The sequence below is a fragment of the Acinetobacter sp. Ag2 genome (assembly GCF_001005515.1).
GTDB lineage: Bacteria > Pseudomonadota > Gammaproteobacteria > Pseudomonadales > Moraxellaceae > Acinetobacter > Acinetobacter bereziniae.
This window is the reverse complement of record NZ_LBNA01000039.1, coordinates 1-16,638: the sequence shown is the minus strand read 5'-3', so window position 1 is coordinate 16,638 and position 16,638 is coordinate 1. Positions and strand designations below refer to the sequence as shown.

Below are 16,638 nucleotides of genomic sequence, written 5' to 3'. Positions count from 1 at the left end.
CTTGATGCGAGTGATCTCCATTGCGCTTATTTATTTGTATTCTCTTGATACATTAATTTTTTGTTTTTCGTGAATATTTGGTCAATTTGCATAAATATTAAACGACCAAACCTTAAAATTTAGGCTATGATAATGTGCTTTTTATTTTTTAATCCCTATAAGAAGGAATAATGCCGTGGACGTACGTCTCTCTGATCGTGTAAATGCCATCAAACCGTCTCCAACGCTTGCTGTTACCAATAAAGCTGCTGAATTAAAGGCTGCTGGTAAAAATGTAATCGGATTGGGCGCAGGCGAACCAGATTTTGACACCCCACAACACATCAAAGATGCTGCTATTACAGCAATTAACAACGGTTTTACCAAATACACCGCTGTTGATGGTACCCCAGGCCTTAAAAAAGCGATTATTGCTAAATTAAAACGTGATAATAATCTTGATTATGCAGCAAACCAAATTTTGGTTTCGTGTGGTGGTAAACAGTCTTTCTTTAACTTGGCGCTGGCTTTGTTAAATAAAGGTGATGAAGTGATTATCCCTGCACCATATTGGGTTAGCTATCCTGACATGGTGATTATTGCAGAGGGTGTTCCTGTTATCGTGAAGTGTGGTGAAGAACAGCGCTTCAAGATCACTCCTGCTCAATTAGAAGCAGCGATTACTGATAAAACACGTTTGGTGGTTTTAAACAGCCCTTCAAACCCTACTGGGATGATCTATACTAAAGCTGAACTTGAAGCCTTGGCTGAAGTTTTACGCAAATACCCTGAAGTTTTTGTAGCATCAGACGATATGTATGAACCAATCCGTTGGGATGATGAGTTCTATAATATTGCAACAGTTGCACCTGATCTTTATGACCGTGTCATCGTGTTGAATGGTGTATCTAAAGCTTATGCAATGACTGGATGGCGTATTGGTTATGCTGCTGGTCCAGCAAAATTAATCGGTGCGATGAAGAAGATTCAATCACAATCAACATCTAACCCAACATCGATTTCACAAGTAGCTGCTGAGGCTGCATTGAATGGTCCTCAAGATGTTCTTGAGCCAATGATTGAAGCATTCAAACGTCGTCATGATCTTGTTGTTCAAGGTCTAAACGACATTCACGGCATCACTTGTTTACCTGCTGACGGCGCATTCTATGCTTATGCAAACATTCGTCCTTTGATTCGTGCTAAGGGTCTAAAGTCTTGCACTGAATTCTCTGCATGGTTACTTGAAGAAACTGGTGTTGCTGTTGTACCTGGCGATGCTTTTGGTTTAGGCGGGTATATGCGTATTTCATACGCAACTGCTGATGAAGTTCTAGTAGATGCGCTTGCACGTATCAAAAAAGCTGCTGATTCAATTGAAGGTATTGATGCTGCAATTGCTTCTATCGAAGCTGAAAAAGCAGCGCAATAGTCTACTATTATCACTGTGATTTGATGTAAAAATGGGTGTATTGATACACCCATTTTTTTGTCTATTGCTCTATCTGCTGTAATACCTTGTTGATCCATCAACGCGAATAAAGATTATTCCTGAAGCAGTAGTCCTGTCGTATTATCACCATCGTTACCTGTACCGTAATGCTCAATTCGTCTTTGATCAGGTTGTGGTGTATAGGTATTTGATAAAGCATAAACTTTTTCATGGTCAACCAATAATAAACCTGAAGTATTGTCACCATCGTTACCTGTACCATAATGTTCAATACGCGGTTCTTTGGTTCTTTGTTGCTTTGATGCCGGAACGAGTTTCATCGGCTGTTTCAGCAAAAGACCTGAGCTATTATCACCATCATTACCTGTACCAAAGTGATCAATTTTCATGTTTTGCTCATGATGTTGTGATGCAAAACTAGAACTTGCAACACCACATAGACCAATAAAAACAAATTTGATCAAAGTTTTCATGTAATTCTCCTGTGATAATTCAATTTTCATTCTAAAGATTGAAGTTATACAAAGAATGGTCATGAAAATTACATTTGAGACATACAAAGCGGGCTGCATACTTCTTGAATAATCATGATGTTGAGTCAAATTGCTGAAGTACGTAGCGTTACTTTTCCTTACTATCTGATCCATCCCCCGCCAAGCGCTTTATATAGCTGGATTTCATTGTTCAATTGTTCCAAACGCGTTTGGATTAACTGCTGTTGGGTAGCATATAAGGTACGCTCTAAATCTAAAACGACAAAGTAATTATCTTGACCTGCTTTAAACCTCAGCTTTGCCAATTGATATGCTTTCTCACTGGCATTCACACTTTGCTGCTGTGTTTTAATTTGCTCATCCAGTGTGGCTTGCCCTGCAAGATGATCCGAGACTTCACGAAATGCAGTTTGAATAGCTTTGTTATAATTCACTATTTCGATTCTTTTTAACACTTGAGCATGATTTAAATTGGCTCTATTCGCACCAGCATGAAAAATAGGTAAGCTAATCTTAGGAATAAAATTCCACATACCTGTTCCTGAATCAAACAGATCACTTAAACTAGAACTCGCAATACCGACTGAACCAGTTAACTGAATAGAAGGGAAAAATGCAGCACGTGCCACACCAATATTGGCATTGGCACCTAAAAGCATATGTTCAGCCGCTCTAATATCTGGACGTCTCATCAATAAATCAGAAGGTAAGCCTGCGGAGATCTGCGAAAGCAATTTGCGGTCTGATAAATCTTTAGCTTGGTCAAGTTCTAACGCTATTGATTGAGACAAAGGCGTGCCCATCAATAAAATTAAAGCATTGCGATCTTGTGCAACCAATCTCACCATTTTTGACTGATCAAATTGTGCCGCACGTAAGGACATTTCAGCCAAACTTAAATCAAATTGTGTGGCTTGACCATTTTTAACCAAAGCCTTGGTCAGCTCATAGGATTGTTGCTGTGCCTGAACTGTTGCACGTGTCAAACTCAATTGTTCGTGGTTTGCCTGTAAGGTCATATATGCACGTGCAACTGCCGAAACTAAACTCATGTGTACCGCAGTTCGTGTTTCGTCTGAGGCTAGATAATTTTGTAATGCCTGTTCATTTAAATTTCTTAGTCGTCCCCACAGATCAAGTTCCCATGCCACTGAACTTAACCCCAATTGATATATACGACGATTATAGGCAATATCTGACGGAAGCTTTTGAACTGTTGCATCAGCATTGGTGCTTAAATGTGGAAACAAGTCTGCACGTCGAATACGATATTGTGCTTCAAGTGCAGCAACATTTAGCGCAGCTATCTTCAGATCATGATTGTTCGCCAATGCATGTTCAATCAGTTGCTGTAGTAATGGATCCTTAAAAAAAGCCCGCCAGCCGATATCTAGAACATTCTCAGCATTCTTCGGATGTGTATATATTTTTGGATACGCATCTCCTTGTGGATATTGCAACGCAATATCCACATTTGGACGTTCATATTTAGGAGCAAAAGAACAACCAGAAATCAGCACGATTAAAAAAGTAACAACCAACTGCTGATGAGGTATAAATCGATAACGTAAATATTGCTGTTGTATATGAAACTTGCTCATTACAATTTCTCCTCATTCGCTAAACGTGCCTTTTGTTCACGCGCTAAAATAAATTTCCGAATGACGACATAAAACACTGGGGTAAATAATAAACCGAATATAGTGACCCCAAGCATTCCAGAAAATACGGCGATTCCCATTGCATGACGCATTTCCGCACCTGCACCTGTGGCTAAAACAAGTGGGATAACGCCCGCGATAAAGGCAATCGAGGTCATTAAAATAGGACGTAATCGTAAGCGTGCCGCTTCCAAAACAGCCTCGAGTGGATCTAATCCCTCCTCTTCTTTGGTTCGGGCAAACTCAACAATCAAGATCGCATTTTTTGCAGCCAATCCTACCAACACAACGAAGCCAATTTGCGTAAAAATATTATTGTCACTGCCAGACAACCACACACCAACTATTGCAGACAATAGCGCCATAGGTGCAATAAGAAGTACTGCAAACGGCATAGACCAACTATTGTACTGAGCCGCCAAGATCAAAAAGGCTAAAATCACGGTTAGAGGGAAAATGTAGAGTGCTGTATTGCCTGCCATTTTTTCTTGATAGGTCAAATCTGTCCACTCATATGTCATGCCTTGCGGAAGTGTTTCCTTAACAATTTTTTCAATTGCATCTGCTGCCTGACCTGAAGAATATCCTGGTGCAGGGCTACCACTAATGTCTGCAGAGCGAAAACTGTTATAGTGCATCACACGGTCTGGTCCTGAGCTTCGGGTAATATTGACAAAAGTTGAAAGCGGAATCATCTCACCAGCACTATTTCTGACTTTAAGCTGTTCAAGATCTTGAGATTGCATACGGAATGGTGCATCTGCCTGTACAATCACTTTATAAGTGCGCCCAAAGCGATTGAAATCATTGACATAGATCGACCCCATATTGACATGTAAAGTTTCAAAGATTTCATTTAAAGCCACACCTTGTGACTTGGCTTTGACTCGATCAATATCGACTTCAAGTTGTGGAGCATTTGCTTGGAAACTTGCCAACATGCCTACCAATTCAGGTGCTTGCGCAGCTTTTGCCATAATTTGTGCTTGAACCTGAGCCAATGCATTAAAACCATGTCCTGATCGATCTTCAATTTGTAACTTAAATCCGCCTGTAGAACCTAAACCCGGTACAGGTGGTGGTGGGAATATACCGACAAATCCGTCAGGAATTTGGCTAAATTTACCCATTAATTTGCCTGCAATGGCATTGGCAGACAAAGAAGGATCTTGTCGTTGTTCAAACGGGTCTAACATGGCAAACATGAGCGCTGAATTGGGAATATTGACAGGTCCATTCACCGATAATCCGGGGAATGCAACGACACTTTCAACACCAGGTTCATCTAAAGCAATCTGGGTCATTTTTTTTACCACAGCTTCAGTTCGATCAAGTGATGCCCCTGTTGGAAGCTGTGCAATCCCGACCAAGTAATATTTATCTTGCGCAGGGACAAAACCGTTTGGAACCTTATTAAAACCTAGCCAAGTTAGCGCTAAAAATCCTGCATAAAGAAACAGAATAATTGCACTCATACGCACACCCTTGCGTACAGACCAAACATAGCCATCTGATGCTTTATCAAAGAAACGGTTAAATCGCTTAAAGAACCATCCAAATAAAAACTCGATCAATCGTGATAAACGATCGCGTTTTGTTGTATCACCATGAGGTTTGAGCAGTATTCCTGCCAACGCTGGAGAAAGCGTCAACGAGTTAATCGCAGATAAAATGGTTGAAATTGCAATCGTTAAGGCAAATTGTCGATAAAACTCACCTTGTAAGCCTGTTAAAAATGCAGAAGGAATAAACACTGCTGATAAAACTGCAGTAATTGCCAAAATCGGTCCCGTGACTTCAGTCATTGCCTTGCGGGCAGCTTCTTTAGGTGCTTCGCCCCCGACAATATGCCGTTCTACATTTTCCACAACCACAATTGCATCATCGACCACAATACCGATGGACAACACCAAACCAAATAGGGTGAGTGTGTTCAATGTAAAGCCAAAATAATGCATTAATGCGAAAGTACCTACCAGTGAGACAGGGACTGCTACCAATGGAATGATTGAAGCACGCCATGTTTGTAGGAACACGATAACCACGATTACAACTAAGGCAATCGCTTCTAAAAGCGTGATGATTACAGATTTTAGAGAAGCACGGACAAAAATTGTTGGATCATAGGCAATTTTATATTCCATGCCTTGTGGAAAATTCTTTTGCATTTTTTCCATACTGCGATGAACCGCAGTGGATACATCCAAGGCGTTTGCCCCTGGGCTTTGAAAGATCTGTAAAGCCACCGCAGGTTTACCATCTAATAGGCTTCGTAAAGAATATGCATCTGCACCCATTTCAATGCGTGCGACATCTTTTAGATAAGTAACCTGACCATTCTCACCTGTTTTTAGGATAATCTCGCCAAACTGCTCAGGTGTTGTCAAACGCCCCAAGGTATTCACGGTAAGCTGAAATGCTGCTGAAGCATGCGGTTGCTGTCCGACAGAACCGGCTGCCACCTGAACGTTTTGTTCCCGAATCGTTTTGACCACATCATTTGCTGTTAAACCACGATATGCAATTTTTTTAGGGTCAATCCAAACCCGCATTGCATATTCTCCCCCCCAAGCCACGACACTTCCCACGCCAGGCAAACGTGAAAGCTCATCACGTACATTTAAATTTGCGTAATTTGAAACATAGAGGTAGTCATGATATTTATTTTTCGATTGAAGATGGACCACCATCAAGATATCAGGAGAAACCTTTTGCGTGATTACTCCAATTCGTTGCACTTCAGGAGGTAGTCGAGGTAAGGCTCTTGATACCCTATTTTGTACCTGAATTTCTGCCAGATTGGGATCAGTTCCTTGCTTGAATGTTACGGTCAGCACCATTCGACCATCTGTAGCGGTTTGAGAATTCATATACAGCATGTTCTCAACACCATTAATTTCCTGTTCCAATGGTGAAGAAACAGTTTCTGCAATCACTTGTGGATTTGCACCTGGAAAACTCGTTGAAACTTGGACTGTAGGCGGCGTAACCGGAGGATATTCACTGAGCGGAAGTTTAAATAATGCCAAAGTTCCGACAATCAACATCAATACAGAAATGACGATTGCAAATATTGGTCTATCTACAAAAAAGTGAGGGAAATTTTTCATTATTTTTCTCCCTGATTCGCAACTTTAGCTTGTTGTGTATTGTCTTGCATAGGAACGATATTGGGGTTTACTTGCATTCCAGGTCCAACCAAACCTTTGAGAATGATTTTTTCACCAGATTTCAAACCTTGATCGATAATGCGAAGCCCATTAAACATTGCACCCAATTTGACAGGTCGATATTCAACTTTATTTCCAGCACCGAGTATTAAGACATAATTTTTATCCTGATCTGAACCGACTGCCTGATCATCTATTAAAATCGCTGGATAATTTGCACCTGTTGTTAACTGAATACGTGCAAACATTCCAGAGCTTAATTCACCTTGTTTGTTTTCTACTGAAGCTCTGACACGAATTGTTCCTGTGCGCTGGTCTACTTGGTTACTGATAAAATTTAATTGACCGAGATAAGGATGATTTTCGGTATTGGCTAATCCCATAGCGATGGGTAAATTAAGCAATCCCTGTTTGTTCTGCTCTTTTAACTTTAATAAGGTGGCTTCATCCAAATCAAAATATACGTACAAAGGGTTTACGGAAACAATGCTGGTCAACAAAGTCGTATTACTGGTATTGCCACCCGTGATTAAATTACCAGCAGTCACTAAAACGCGATCAACACGCCCTGATATGGGTGCTTTGATATTGGTATAAGACAAGTTAAGTTTTGCTTCATCTACAGCCGTATGTGCTTCTTGCACTTGAGCCTGACGATTGTTTTTTGTGGCTAGAGCGTCATCGTATATTTTTTTAGAAACCGCGCCACTGGCAAGCAATTGATTGGCACGATTAAAGTCTGCAATGGCTTGTTTATATTGGACATCAATCGCCTTTAATCGTGCTTGAGCAATGTCCAATGCCAATTGAAAAGGTTCAGGATCAATTTTAAAAAGTGTCTGACCTTTTTGGACATAACTTCCTTCTGGCACACTGACCCTTTCAATTACACCACCGATACGAGAACGTAACTCAACGCTTTGGGGAGCAGACAAATACCCCGTATATTCAGCAGTGGGTCTAAGTTCATGTGTAATCACTTCTGCGACTGGAACTGTAGGTGCTGGTGCTGCGGTTGCTGCCTGTGCTTGAGTTTTACTTTGTTGGTTTTGTGCATTATAAATGAGCCCCCCTGAGATCACAGCAGCGACTGCAATAGAGACTACGATCATTTTAGCTTTCATATTATGCCCCATTTCCTGAGATGCTACGGTGTATTCAAAACGTTGTTGTAGCGATAGCGGTCAGGTTAAAGCTTCCCATTACTGGAAAGTCAATAGGATTATTTAGCAATATTTAATGATTTGATAAGGAAAAATAATAAAGAAATAATGCTGAAAAACTTTAAAATTCACATATGTATTTTTTTCTAATACGAAATTAAAACTTTAAAAAAAGAGTTCTTACAAATTAAGTTTTGGCTGATTTCTAAAATTATAAAGTTTTTTGACTATGAAACTTTGAATATCGCATCATAATACGTAGATCAAGATCAAGTGCGTAATACCTTGTTTTATATTTAAAGTGTAAATCAAATTTGCATCATCCACCTATGGTCAATCTGCTGAAAAACACGTACAGCAAAATCGAATTTTTTTGAATAATAAAATTAATGTGATGAAAATATTGTTTGATGATACAAAGCTTTTATAGCCTTGCTTTTCTAAAGTTTAAATCCATTTCTGTAGGCGAAGACTCGTTTTACTTAACTCATTTTTATTTAACCACATTCTTGCGCTACAAACAAAGCAGTGCTTTGTTTTTGCTTATATCCCCCGCTCAGCATGGCGACTTCCATGTCGTCTCAGGATAGAAAGGTGATCTATGATTCAAAAGTGCAAAACAAATGAAATCATCCAAGTCTTTAAAAACTTGTATAAAAAGCATAAAGTTCATTGCATATAAATGTTTGATATCAAAGCGCATGTATGAGTAATCAGGTGGTTTGATGATATATTAAATGATGGAAATCCAGTCTCAACTCAACCGATATGAATATGCTGTCGTGCTTTGATTTACTCAGAATTTTTTCCCTGTAAATAAAAGCTGGGAGCAAGACCTAATGAGCGTTTAAATGCGGCGGTAAAAGCACTACTGCTGCTATAGCCTAACTCCATTGCAACATGGGTAATGGGTTGACCCAACTCCATACGCATGAATGCATTCAATAAACATGCCTGTTGTCGCCAATGGCTAAAACTCATTCCTGTTTGTAGTCTAAAGATTCGAGTGAAATGGCGTCGACTCATCCCGACTTGTTTTGCAATTTGATCAAGATCTTTATCTAAACTGGGTGCTTTTAAAATCTCTAAACATAATGCGCTCAACCTTGCTTCTTGAGGCAAAGGTGCATTGAGCGGTAATTCAGGCATCATCGCAATTTCTTTAATCATTAATTGCATTAAGTAATCATCTCTGCCATCCAGTTCATATTCCACAGGAATATCTATTGCCGCAGATAAAAGTTCATGCAGTAAGGGAGAAACATTAATGACCGCACAGTATTCTAACAACCCTGCTTTCTTAGCCACTTCTGGAACAATATAGGCACTGCGAGTTTTGGTGATGCCACGCATATGGACTTCGTGCTGTATACCATTGGGAATCCATAATGCACGACGGGGAGGAACAACCCAACTTCCAAGATCTGTATTGACCGTTAATACCCCCGTAATAGCATATAAGCATTGCCCTCTTTTATGGCTATGACTGGGTAATATTGTACCGTCTGGGTAATCATTCCCTGTTGCCATAACAATACGCGCTGTATCTTCAACATCACGCACCCGAATATTTCGCATGATTTTTCTCTTAAAAATGACCCGAACTCGATAGTTTATGTCCCAAATATGATTGTGGGTCAATGAAGCTTCAGTTTAGGATAAAAACACTCAGAAACAAAGCCTTTTATCGAATGCTGCAAGCATATAGAGCTTGTCGGAGAAATCATGCCAAGTCATAGCAATACCGTTGTCGAAACTCCATTTACCCAAGAAAAAATTCCGTCAGATGATTATCCGCAAAAGTTTGTATTGCGCATTGTCGGTGCCATCGCGATTGCCCATTTATTGAATGATTCTATTCAAGCCGTCGTTACAGCAAGCTACCCGATGTTAAAGGCAGAGTTTTCGCTCAGTTTTGCGCAAATCGGCTGGATTGCTTTGGTTTATCAAATTACTGCATCGTTATTACAACCTTGGATTGGCTTATATACCGACAAACATCCAAAACCGTATTTGTTGCCAGCAGGTATGGGAGTCACTTTAGTTGGAATCGGTTTAATTGCTATCGCCAGCAACTTTCAAAGCTTATTGATCGCAGCAGCGCTGATTGGTGTTGGTTCATCAACATTTCACCCTGAAGCATCACGTATTGCTCGTACAGCTTCAGGTGGTCGTTTTGGTACAGCACAATCGATGTTTCAAGTGGGGGGAAACACAGGATCAGCATTAGGTCCATTAGTGGCAGCAGCCGTGATCATCCCCAATGGTCAAGGAGCCATTGGGCTTTTTGTTGTTGTTGCTGCTTTAGCGATCTTTGTGTTGTTACGTGTGACCAAATGGTTGCTTCAACAAGCACCAGTACAAGGTACCACAAGTCAACAAAAAACCTCCAAACTCTCTCGCCACCAAGTCATTCAAGCGATGTCGGTGATTTGTGTTTTGATGTTTGCCAAATTTATTTATATTGCAGCCATTACCAATTATTTTACTTTCTATTTGATCGAACGCTTTAATGTTTCCATTCAAACCTCTCAACTGTATTTGTTTATTTTTCTCGGTGCGGTCGCACTTGGAACATTTGTTGGAGGTCCTGTTGGTGATCGAATCGGAAGAAAAGCTGTGGTCTGGGTTTCATTTTTAGGTGTTGCCCCTTTTGCGCTCATGCTTCCTTATGTGGGTTTAACAGGAACAGCGATACTCACCGTAATTATTGGCTTGGTGATGTCCTCTGCTTTTTCGGCTTTGGTGGTATATGCACAGGAAGCCGTTCCAGGGCGTGTCGGCATGATTGCAGGTTTAATGTTTGGTTTGATGTTCGGAATTGGTGGTGTAGGTGCCGCGGGACTGGGGCATTTAGCAGACACACATGGAATTGTCTGGGTCTCTAAATTATGCTCATTTCTTCCTTTATTAGGATTTATGACTGCTTTACTGCCAAATACACAACAGAAATAAAGTAAATCTCATGATCAGTAAAGCAATGTCTTTACTGATCTTTTCTAAAAAATTACCCTTTCACCATAAAACTCAAGTTGCTTGTTTGCATTTTTTCATACTTATCAAAACTAAGACTAACTTAGTTCCAAACTTACAATCGGCATGCTATAAAATATTGGTTTACTTTGCTGATCACAACGACAAATGTTCAATTAAAAAATCCAGAAAAACACGTGTTTTAGCGGGTAAAGAACGAGTATTTGAATAGAGCAATTGAATATTTTGCATAGGCAAATCAAAATCAGGCAATAAACGAATCAATCGCTTTTGTTGCAAATCATCTTCAACTAACCACGCTGGGCAAATGGCAACACCCATAGAGGCCAATGCCATTTGATGAATCGCTTCAGCTGAATTAGATTCGTATTGGTACCTCACAGAGGGTAAAGCGTACTGTTCACCACCACGGTTTTGTAAAACATATTGGGTATCCTGCCAGTTTAATAAACTGTGTCCAATCCAAGGGACATGGGCTAAGTCTGCAATCTGATTGATTGGATGATGTGCTAGAAATTCAGCTGTAGCAACTAAATAAATTGGGTATTGACCAATTTTTCGAGATTTCAATGATGAATCTTTTAAGTTTCCCAATCGAATAACCAAATCAAGTTTTTTAGTCACCAAATCATCCAAAGAAGAGTTAAAGGTATATTGCAGTTGCAGCTTAGGATACTGTTGGCAAAACTTTCCCAATAGCGGCAAAATATATTTTTGCCCAAACTCATTGGTCGAAGAAAATCTCAAAACACCTGTTACATTGGTTGCTAAATTTTGGCTACGTTCAAAAGCTTCATTAATCTGTAATTGAATTTGTTTGAAATCATCATAAAAATTTTTACCGATTTCAGTTAAAGCAATATTGCGAGTATTGCGGATTAACAAACTTGCATCTAACGACCGCTCCAAATGTTTGATATCAATACTGACCATTGATCGACTAAGCCCCAAAATTTCAGCAGCCTTGGTAAATGAACCAGAATCTACGACCTGTAAAAAGCTGGTAATTTGTTTGAGATTCTTCTGCATGGAATCAATCATTGTTTGAGATTATTAAACAATGATTTTACTGTGTATGCATCGACAGTAAAAGGTTGGCATCGTACGCTCCATCGTCTTGGAGGTCGCTATGTCTTATCGTTATAAAATAGCAACAGTATTTTTACTTGGGTTTTTTATTGATTGCATCAATATTTTTATGTCAGCAATTGCGCTACCCAGTATAGCAACAATATTTTCAGTCACTCCGTCCATGACTGCATGGGTAAGCAATGCCTATATTCTTGGTTTAGTCTTGATCATGCCAATCAGTTTGTGGCTTTCAAGCCTAATGGGATACCGAAAACTACTCTGTTTTTCAATGTTATTGTTTTCGTTCAGTATTTGCTTCATTGGTTTTAGCACTTCCATTTACAGTTTAATTTTTTGGCGTTTCATCCAAGGAGTTTCAGGTGGATTATTGATTCCTGTTGGGCAGGCATTGGTATTTGGCTTATTCCCTAATCATGAACGGCAACGTATCTCAACCCTGATTATGGCGATTGCTTTAATTGCTCCTGCGTTTTCCCCAACACTAGGGGGAATCATTGTAGATACGTTCTCTTGGCGCTGGGTATTTTTTTCAAACCTCCCATTTTCATTACTGACCGCATGCCTAGCTTGGTACTGGGTAAGAGATGAGCAACGTCAGTCCGATCAACACCCTGATTTTAAAGGCGTGATTCTCATCAATACTGGACTTTTATGTCTATTGTTGTCATTTTCATTCTACACAGATCTACATCATATTTTCTTTGCGATCACAAGCTTCGCAATTTCAGTCTTGATGCTTATTGTTTATTTGCAGCATTCAGCGCACTGTCATGCTCCCATTCTCAATCTGCAATTATTAAAGAATTGTAATTTACGGACAGCATTTATTGTCTATTATGCAGTACCTGGCATTTTTACTGGCGTGAATTTACTCAATATCTTTAATTTACAATTTAATCTTGGTTTTAATGCCAAACAAACAGGATTGTTTATGTTGCTCTATGCAACAGGTGCACTCGTCTGCATGACAAGTGGTGGGTTTCTCTATCATCGCTTTGGTAAAAAAAAGTTGTTTGTCATCGGAATCACCCTGCATAGCTTAGGCATAGGACTGTTATTTTGGGTAAGCCATGCGACTGATTTAATTCTATTATTTTTTGCATATTTGCTGATGGGTATGGGGGGTGGACTAAGTGCCAATATCGCCCAAATCAGTTCACTTGAAGATTTTACTGGTCAAGATTTATTACAAGGAAGTGTGCTGTGGAACATCAATCGCCAAGTGGCTTTTAGCATAGGGACTGTAGTTCTTCTTTCTATCTTTAGTGTCTTGCCCATCTCAAATCGTTTATTGCATTACCAATATACTTTTCTCATCGCAGCACTTTTGTGCGCAACCGCTTTAATTTTTGTTTGGAAGGAAAAGCCGCATGAATCATCAAATCAATGAAGCTTTAAAAAATATTGTAGACCTACATATTTGGATTGAAGATGTATTTACCAATCCCAATGCACAAGACAGCTTAAAAAAGCTTTTGTCGAGTTTTGATCAAAATTTTAAAATGATTACGACTCAGGGACATTGTGTTAATTTAACTGAAATCACTGCATTATTTAACGAAAATGTAGGGAAAAAACCGTCTTTAAAAACCACACCCTTAAATATTACCCCATTATTTGAATTTGAAAATCATTACTGGATTCAATACCAAGAACATCAACAGTTTCATCAATTACATACATTAAGGATTTCCACAGTGTGTATCAAAATTGAAGATGATCAATGCTATTGGGTATATCTACATGAAACGCCAGTACAATTAACTTAATCATAAGTGGAGAGAATAACTGCTTATATTGACGATCAGTTTTAGCAAATGGTTTCAAATCAAAAAAATCCAAAACCCTCATTAGCAGACAATGGGACTATATGTCTATATAGTCCCGTTTTTAAAATCAAATCGTCATGCATTTACACATAGTTATAATGACTTTGTGCTTAACACGGCATCAAATAATCTGTGAAAATAACAAGATACAACATTTACCCTGCCGCCACTTCTTCGCTAATCCATTGCTGTAATTTGCGAGGTATATTTTTTGTGTTTTCATCAAAACCAAAATATTGCACACCATCATAAGAGCTCATCAAAGCCATAACTTTTCCTGTTTTGGTATTGACGGCGATCACAGCTTTGCTCGCGCCTGCCCCTTTAGGATCATAACCGCTACCAATTAGCCAATCACCCTCACGTTTCATTGCGCTTGATACCACCAACGATGTTTTAACTTTGCTGTATTCTTTGCCTGTCAGTTGTTGAAACTTCTTTTTCCAAGGTTCTGCCTGAATCACATCATAAGGTAGTTTTCCATCTGGTTTCGCCATACCGGCAGTGGCGACTGGGCGTGTACCACACTGTCTTTTGATTTCAGCTTCATAACCAATATTGCCAACTTCCTGCACATTGACACTGCGACCAGCCTTATCCGCACATTGTTCCCATTGTTGTAAGGTTTTTGCCTCAGCAAATAGTGGAATAGTTAACATGCCTGCAATTAAAAATTTAATCGTTTTCATCATTGATCCTTTATCTAGATTGTATTGTTTAATAACCTGACTTTTTCACAAGTTTTGGTGCTTCTGCTTTCTTGACAGAGATCAGTTTTGCAGTATCAAACCCCTCACTCTCACCCCTATATACGGCATAATCACCAACGGTCACCGTGGCATGCCCCGTGTAACCCTCATAACCTTGTTTAGACTTTTTATTAATTTTAAACGCATTGATGGCTTGACTAGACTGGGTAAAACAGAACCATCGTGAACGCTGATCGTTCGAAGTCCGTGGAATCAATTTATCCGAAGGTGTATAAGGATGAAAACAAACCACATCCCCTAAAACTTCATCTTCAAAATAATATGAATATTCGCCACTGACCGTGATTTGTCCTGTGTATTGATCAAACTCACCTGTACTATTCTTTAACTTTAGACCTTCTGCGTGTGCGATCAGCGGAAAGCTTAAAATAGCTGCCAGTAAAATTTTTTTGATTTTCATCCTGTTGTCCTTGAACAAGTGATTTATTTTCAGCACAAGTAGCTGATCTATCATGAAATTATCTAAAGCATTGTTCCATTTTTTTGATGCGATGTTTTCTGAATCATTCAGCCCAATTCCAATGATCTAAATGTATAAATCCGAACAAAACTCATCATGTTGAGATTATTGAGCATCTAATCTTTAAAATTATGTGAAACTGTTAAATACATAACTTAAAAAATTGAATGCGTTTTACATAAAAAATTTTCTATATACAGCGAATACTTGATCCTTTTTCTGTTGAAATAAATATCTATATTTTATCCAAGGTTCAAACTTAGCTTAAAACTTCTGCTTATTTTTCAGCAAGTACGCTTTTATTTATATCATTTTTTTGTAAATCTGATTTTGGTATTTCTCATATTGCCAAACATATGTGACATACTTAAAAAAATAAACACATGAAAAATAATTTAAAAAAATAGAATTATTGATCAAAAACTTTATTTCATATTTATTGAAATATTATGCAATACTCACACTAGTCTGTTGTGCAAAAATCAAATTATTTGGTGCTATTTTGCTTAAACTTTCTGGGATTATAACTAAGATTCATCTATCAATATGCAAAAGGCTTATACGATGCAATTAGATAAAATCAATATAAAACAAGTTCTTGGCATAACTACATTGATGCTATTTTTATCTGCATGTCAATCGAGCAGTGTCAATAAAGTTGTCAAAGACCTCCCCTCACCTCAAGGTCATTATCATGTTCAGGTACTTCAATGCCGCGCAAATGATGCGATGTTTGGTGGTGCAACACAAGTTCAAGTATCAGTACTAAAAAAGGGTGAAACTGAAAGATGTAGAGCTTTTATTCAGTCGATTAACCAGTTTTCAGTGAATACCATCGACTTTGGGCATCCCAATAATGCTTTAGAGTTAGAATGGTTGTCTGAAAATAAATTAAGAGCGTGGCATCGAAGTTTTGCTAAAAATCCAAACAAAAGCTTTGTTGGTCCTTATGTATATGAAAAAAGTGGTCGCTCATCTGTTGATGTTATTTTTTCACCAAAACCATAATCATATTTTTAAACTTGAAATGCTTTAAGAGCACGGTTGTGCTTGATCTCATTTAGAGTAACCTGAGTTCGATAAAAATCCTTGATGAAATATGATACTCGGAAACGTCATCCGCAACTGTTCGAGGCAGGACTACTTTTATAAGATATTGTTTCTGCGACAGATTAAATGTATTACTATTGGTTGACGAGTTTTGCGGTGAGCAGCGATGTCGCTGCGCAAGATGGTTGCCTTGCGGAGCTTCGCTCCTCATGCCAAAACAAAGTATGGCTAGCCACAGGCTGATCTAAAAATTGGATGAACACTCAGCAAGACTCCGCTGAGACTTATTTTTTTCAATAAGTTAAAGGTATGTTTGCGTCGAACTCACATTAGAGTATATTTTTCAAAGCTAACAAAGCTTTTTAATCAGTAGACCTTTTGCGAAAATCATTTTTTAATCATCCAATTGATTAATCCGGCTATCAAATTCATTCTTAAACCAAAGCGTTTACACCTATTTCTATACCACTCAGACAATATCCGAAACATCTTTAATTTTGAATTAAGTGGCTGTACTAGATTA

13 protein-coding genes and 1 pseudogene are annotated in these 16,638 nt (G+C 38.8%); 5 read left to right on the top strand and 9 right to left on the bottom strand.

From position 1 onward, the window contains the following. Nucleotides 1-175 precede the first annotated feature (175 nt). Entirely contained in the window at nt 176-1,411 is a 1,236-nt protein-coding gene (locus AAV97_RS05965; protein WP_005029711.1) for a pyridoxal phosphate-dependent aminotransferase, read from the top strand. A 113-nt stretch (nt 1,412-1,524) separates the two neighbouring features. Here AAV97_RS05965 and AAV97_RS05960 read toward each other — a convergent pair whose 3' ends face one another. The 5 genes from AAV97_RS05960 to AAV97_RS05940 all read right to left on the bottom strand — a co-directional run bounded on the left by AAV97_RS05960 (nt 1,525) and on the right by AAV97_RS05940 (nt 9,498). After that, nucleotides 1,525-1,905 carry a hypothetical protein gene (locus tag AAV97_RS05960; RefSeq protein WP_005029715.1) on the bottom strand — a complete coding sequence of 127 codons (381 nt, stop codon included), beginning with the start codon at nt 1,903-1,905 and terminating at the stop codon, nt 1,525-1,527. A gap of 161 nt (nt 1,906-2,066) precedes the next feature. Further along, nucleotides 2,067-3,527, bottom strand: a complete 1,461-nt coding sequence (locus AAV97_RS05955) for an efflux transporter outer membrane subunit (protein WP_046760092.1) — start codon at nt 3,525-3,527, stop codon at nt 2,067-2,069. Then, the gene (locus AAV97_RS05950) at nt 3,527-6,697 is read right to left on the bottom strand and encodes an efflux RND transporter permease subunit (RefSeq protein WP_046760091.1); all 3,171 of its coding nucleotides are present in this window, start codon (nt 6,695-6,697) and stop codon (nt 3,527-3,529) included. The genes AAV97_RS05955 and AAV97_RS05950 overlap by 1 nt, the downstream gene beginning before the upstream one ends. After that, a complete protein-coding gene (locus AAV97_RS05945) occupies nt 6,697-7,881 on the bottom strand; it encodes an efflux RND transporter periplasmic adaptor subunit (RefSeq protein ID WP_004831261.1) in 1,185 nt (394 codons plus the stop codon). Before AAV97_RS05945 ends, AAV97_RS05950 begins: the two co-directional genes overlap by 1 nt. Before the next feature lie 831 nt (nt 7,882-8,712). Next, nucleotides 8,713-9,498, bottom strand: a complete 786-nt coding sequence (locus AAV97_RS05940; protein ID WP_046760090.1) for an AraC family transcriptional regulator — start codon at nt 9,496-9,498, stop codon at nt 8,713-8,715. Between the two features lie 147 nt (nt 9,499-9,645). Between AAV97_RS05940 and AAV97_RS05935 the strand changes: the two genes are divergently transcribed. Continuing rightward, nucleotides 9,646-10,875, top strand: coding sequence for an MFS transporter (locus AAV97_RS05935; RefSeq protein ID WP_046760089.1), 1,230 nt, complete (start codon nt 9,646-9,648; stop codon nt 10,873-10,875). Between the two features lie 174 nt (nt 10,876-11,049). Here AAV97_RS05935 and AAV97_RS05930 read toward each other — a convergent pair whose 3' ends face one another. Continuing rightward, nucleotides 11,050-11,943, bottom strand: a complete 894-nt coding sequence (locus AAV97_RS05930; protein ID WP_046760088.1) for a LysR family transcriptional regulator — start codon at nt 11,941-11,943, stop codon at nt 11,050-11,052. 100 nt (nt 11,944-12,043) lie between these two features. Here AAV97_RS05930 and AAV97_RS05925 point away from each other — a divergent pair, with 100 nt between their 5' ends. Together AAV97_RS05925 and AAV97_RS05920 are read left to right on the top strand one after the other, a co-directional pair. Continuing rightward, complete coding sequence (locus AAV97_RS05925) at nt 12,044-13,396, top strand: MFS transporter (RefSeq protein ID WP_046760087.1); 1,353 nt, start codon at nt 12,044-12,046, stop codon at nt 13,394-13,396. Continuing rightward, nucleotides 13,377-13,775, top strand: a complete 399-nt coding sequence (locus AAV97_RS05920; protein WP_046760086.1) for a hypothetical protein — start codon at nt 13,377-13,379, stop codon at nt 13,773-13,775. The genes AAV97_RS05925 and AAV97_RS05920 overlap by 20 nt, the downstream gene beginning before the upstream one ends. Before the next feature lie 215 nt (nt 13,776-13,990). Here the strand turns inward: AAV97_RS05920 and AAV97_RS05915 are convergent, their stop codons facing one another. Together AAV97_RS05915 and AAV97_RS05910 are read right to left on the bottom strand one after the other, a co-directional pair. Then, nucleotides 13,991-14,524, bottom strand: coding sequence for a hypothetical protein (locus AAV97_RS05915; RefSeq protein WP_046760085.1), 534 nt, complete (start codon nt 14,522-14,524; stop codon nt 13,991-13,993). A gap of 28 nt (nt 14,525-14,552) precedes the next feature. Further along, nucleotides 14,553-15,005: a hypothetical protein gene (locus tag AAV97_RS05910; RefSeq protein WP_009587255.1), complete on the bottom strand. Its 453-nt coding sequence runs from the start codon at nt 15,003-15,005 to the stop codon at nt 14,553-14,555. A 624-nt stretch (nt 15,006-15,629) separates the two neighbouring features. Between AAV97_RS05910 and AAV97_RS05905 the strand changes: the two genes are divergently transcribed. Further along, nucleotides 15,630-16,073, top strand: coding sequence for a hypothetical protein (locus AAV97_RS05905; RefSeq protein WP_046760084.1), 444 nt, complete (start codon nt 15,630-15,632; stop codon nt 16,071-16,073). 429 nt (nt 16,074-16,502) lie between these two features. On the opposite strand, the pseudogene AAV97_RS21375 reads toward AAV97_RS05905, so the two are convergent. Further along, a pseudogene (locus tag AAV97_RS21375) lies at nt 16,503-16,638 on the bottom strand (IS5/IS1182 family transposase); the annotation flags it as partial.

What these genes read in the sequence shown, in the direction of transcription:
- AAV97_RS05960 (WP_005029715.1), bottom strand. Translation starts at nt 1,905, where the DNA reads ATGAAAACTTTGATCAAATTTGTTTTTATTGGTCTATGTGGTGTTGCA.
- AAV97_RS05955 (WP_046760092.1), bottom strand. Translation starts at nt 3,527, where the DNA reads ATGAGCAAGTTTCATATACAACAGCAATATTTACGTTATCGATTTATA.
- AAV97_RS05950 (WP_046760091.1), bottom strand. Translation starts at nt 6,697, where the DNA reads ATGAAAAATTTCCCTCACTTTTTTGTAGATAGACCAATATTTGCAATC.
- AAV97_RS05945 (WP_004831261.1), bottom strand. Translation starts at nt 7,881, where the DNA reads ATGAAAGCTAAAATGATCGTAGTCTCTATTGCAGTCGCTGCTGTGATC.
- AAV97_RS05940 (WP_046760090.1), bottom strand. Translation starts at nt 9,498, where the DNA reads ATGCGAAATATTCGGGTGCGTGATGTTGAAGATACAGCGCGTATTGTT.
- AAV97_RS05935 (WP_046760089.1), top strand. Translation starts at nt 9,646, where the DNA reads ATGCCAAGTCATAGCAATACCGTTGTCGAAACTCCATTTACCCAAGAA.
- AAV97_RS05930 (WP_046760088.1), bottom strand. Translation starts at nt 11,943, where the DNA reads ATGCAGAAGAATCTCAAACAAATTACCAGCTTTTTACAGGTCGTAGAT.
- AAV97_RS05925 (WP_046760087.1), top strand. Translation starts at nt 12,044, where the DNA reads ATGTCTTATCGTTATAAAATAGCAACAGTATTTTTACTTGGGTTTTTT.
- AAV97_RS05920 (WP_046760086.1), top strand. Translation starts at nt 13,377, where the DNA reads ATGAATCATCAAATCAATGAAGCTTTAAAAAATATTGTAGACCTACAT.
- AAV97_RS05915 (WP_046760085.1), bottom strand. Translation starts at nt 14,524, where the DNA reads ATGAAAACGATTAAATTTTTAATTGCAGGCATGTTAACTATTCCACTA.
- AAV97_RS05910 (WP_009587255.1), bottom strand. Translation starts at nt 15,005, where the DNA reads ATGAAAATCAAAAAAATTTTACTGGCAGCTATTTTAAGCTTTCCGCTG.
- AAV97_RS05905 (WP_046760084.1), top strand. Translation starts at nt 15,630, where the DNA reads ATGCAATTAGATAAAATCAATATAAAACAAGTTCTTGGCATAACTACA.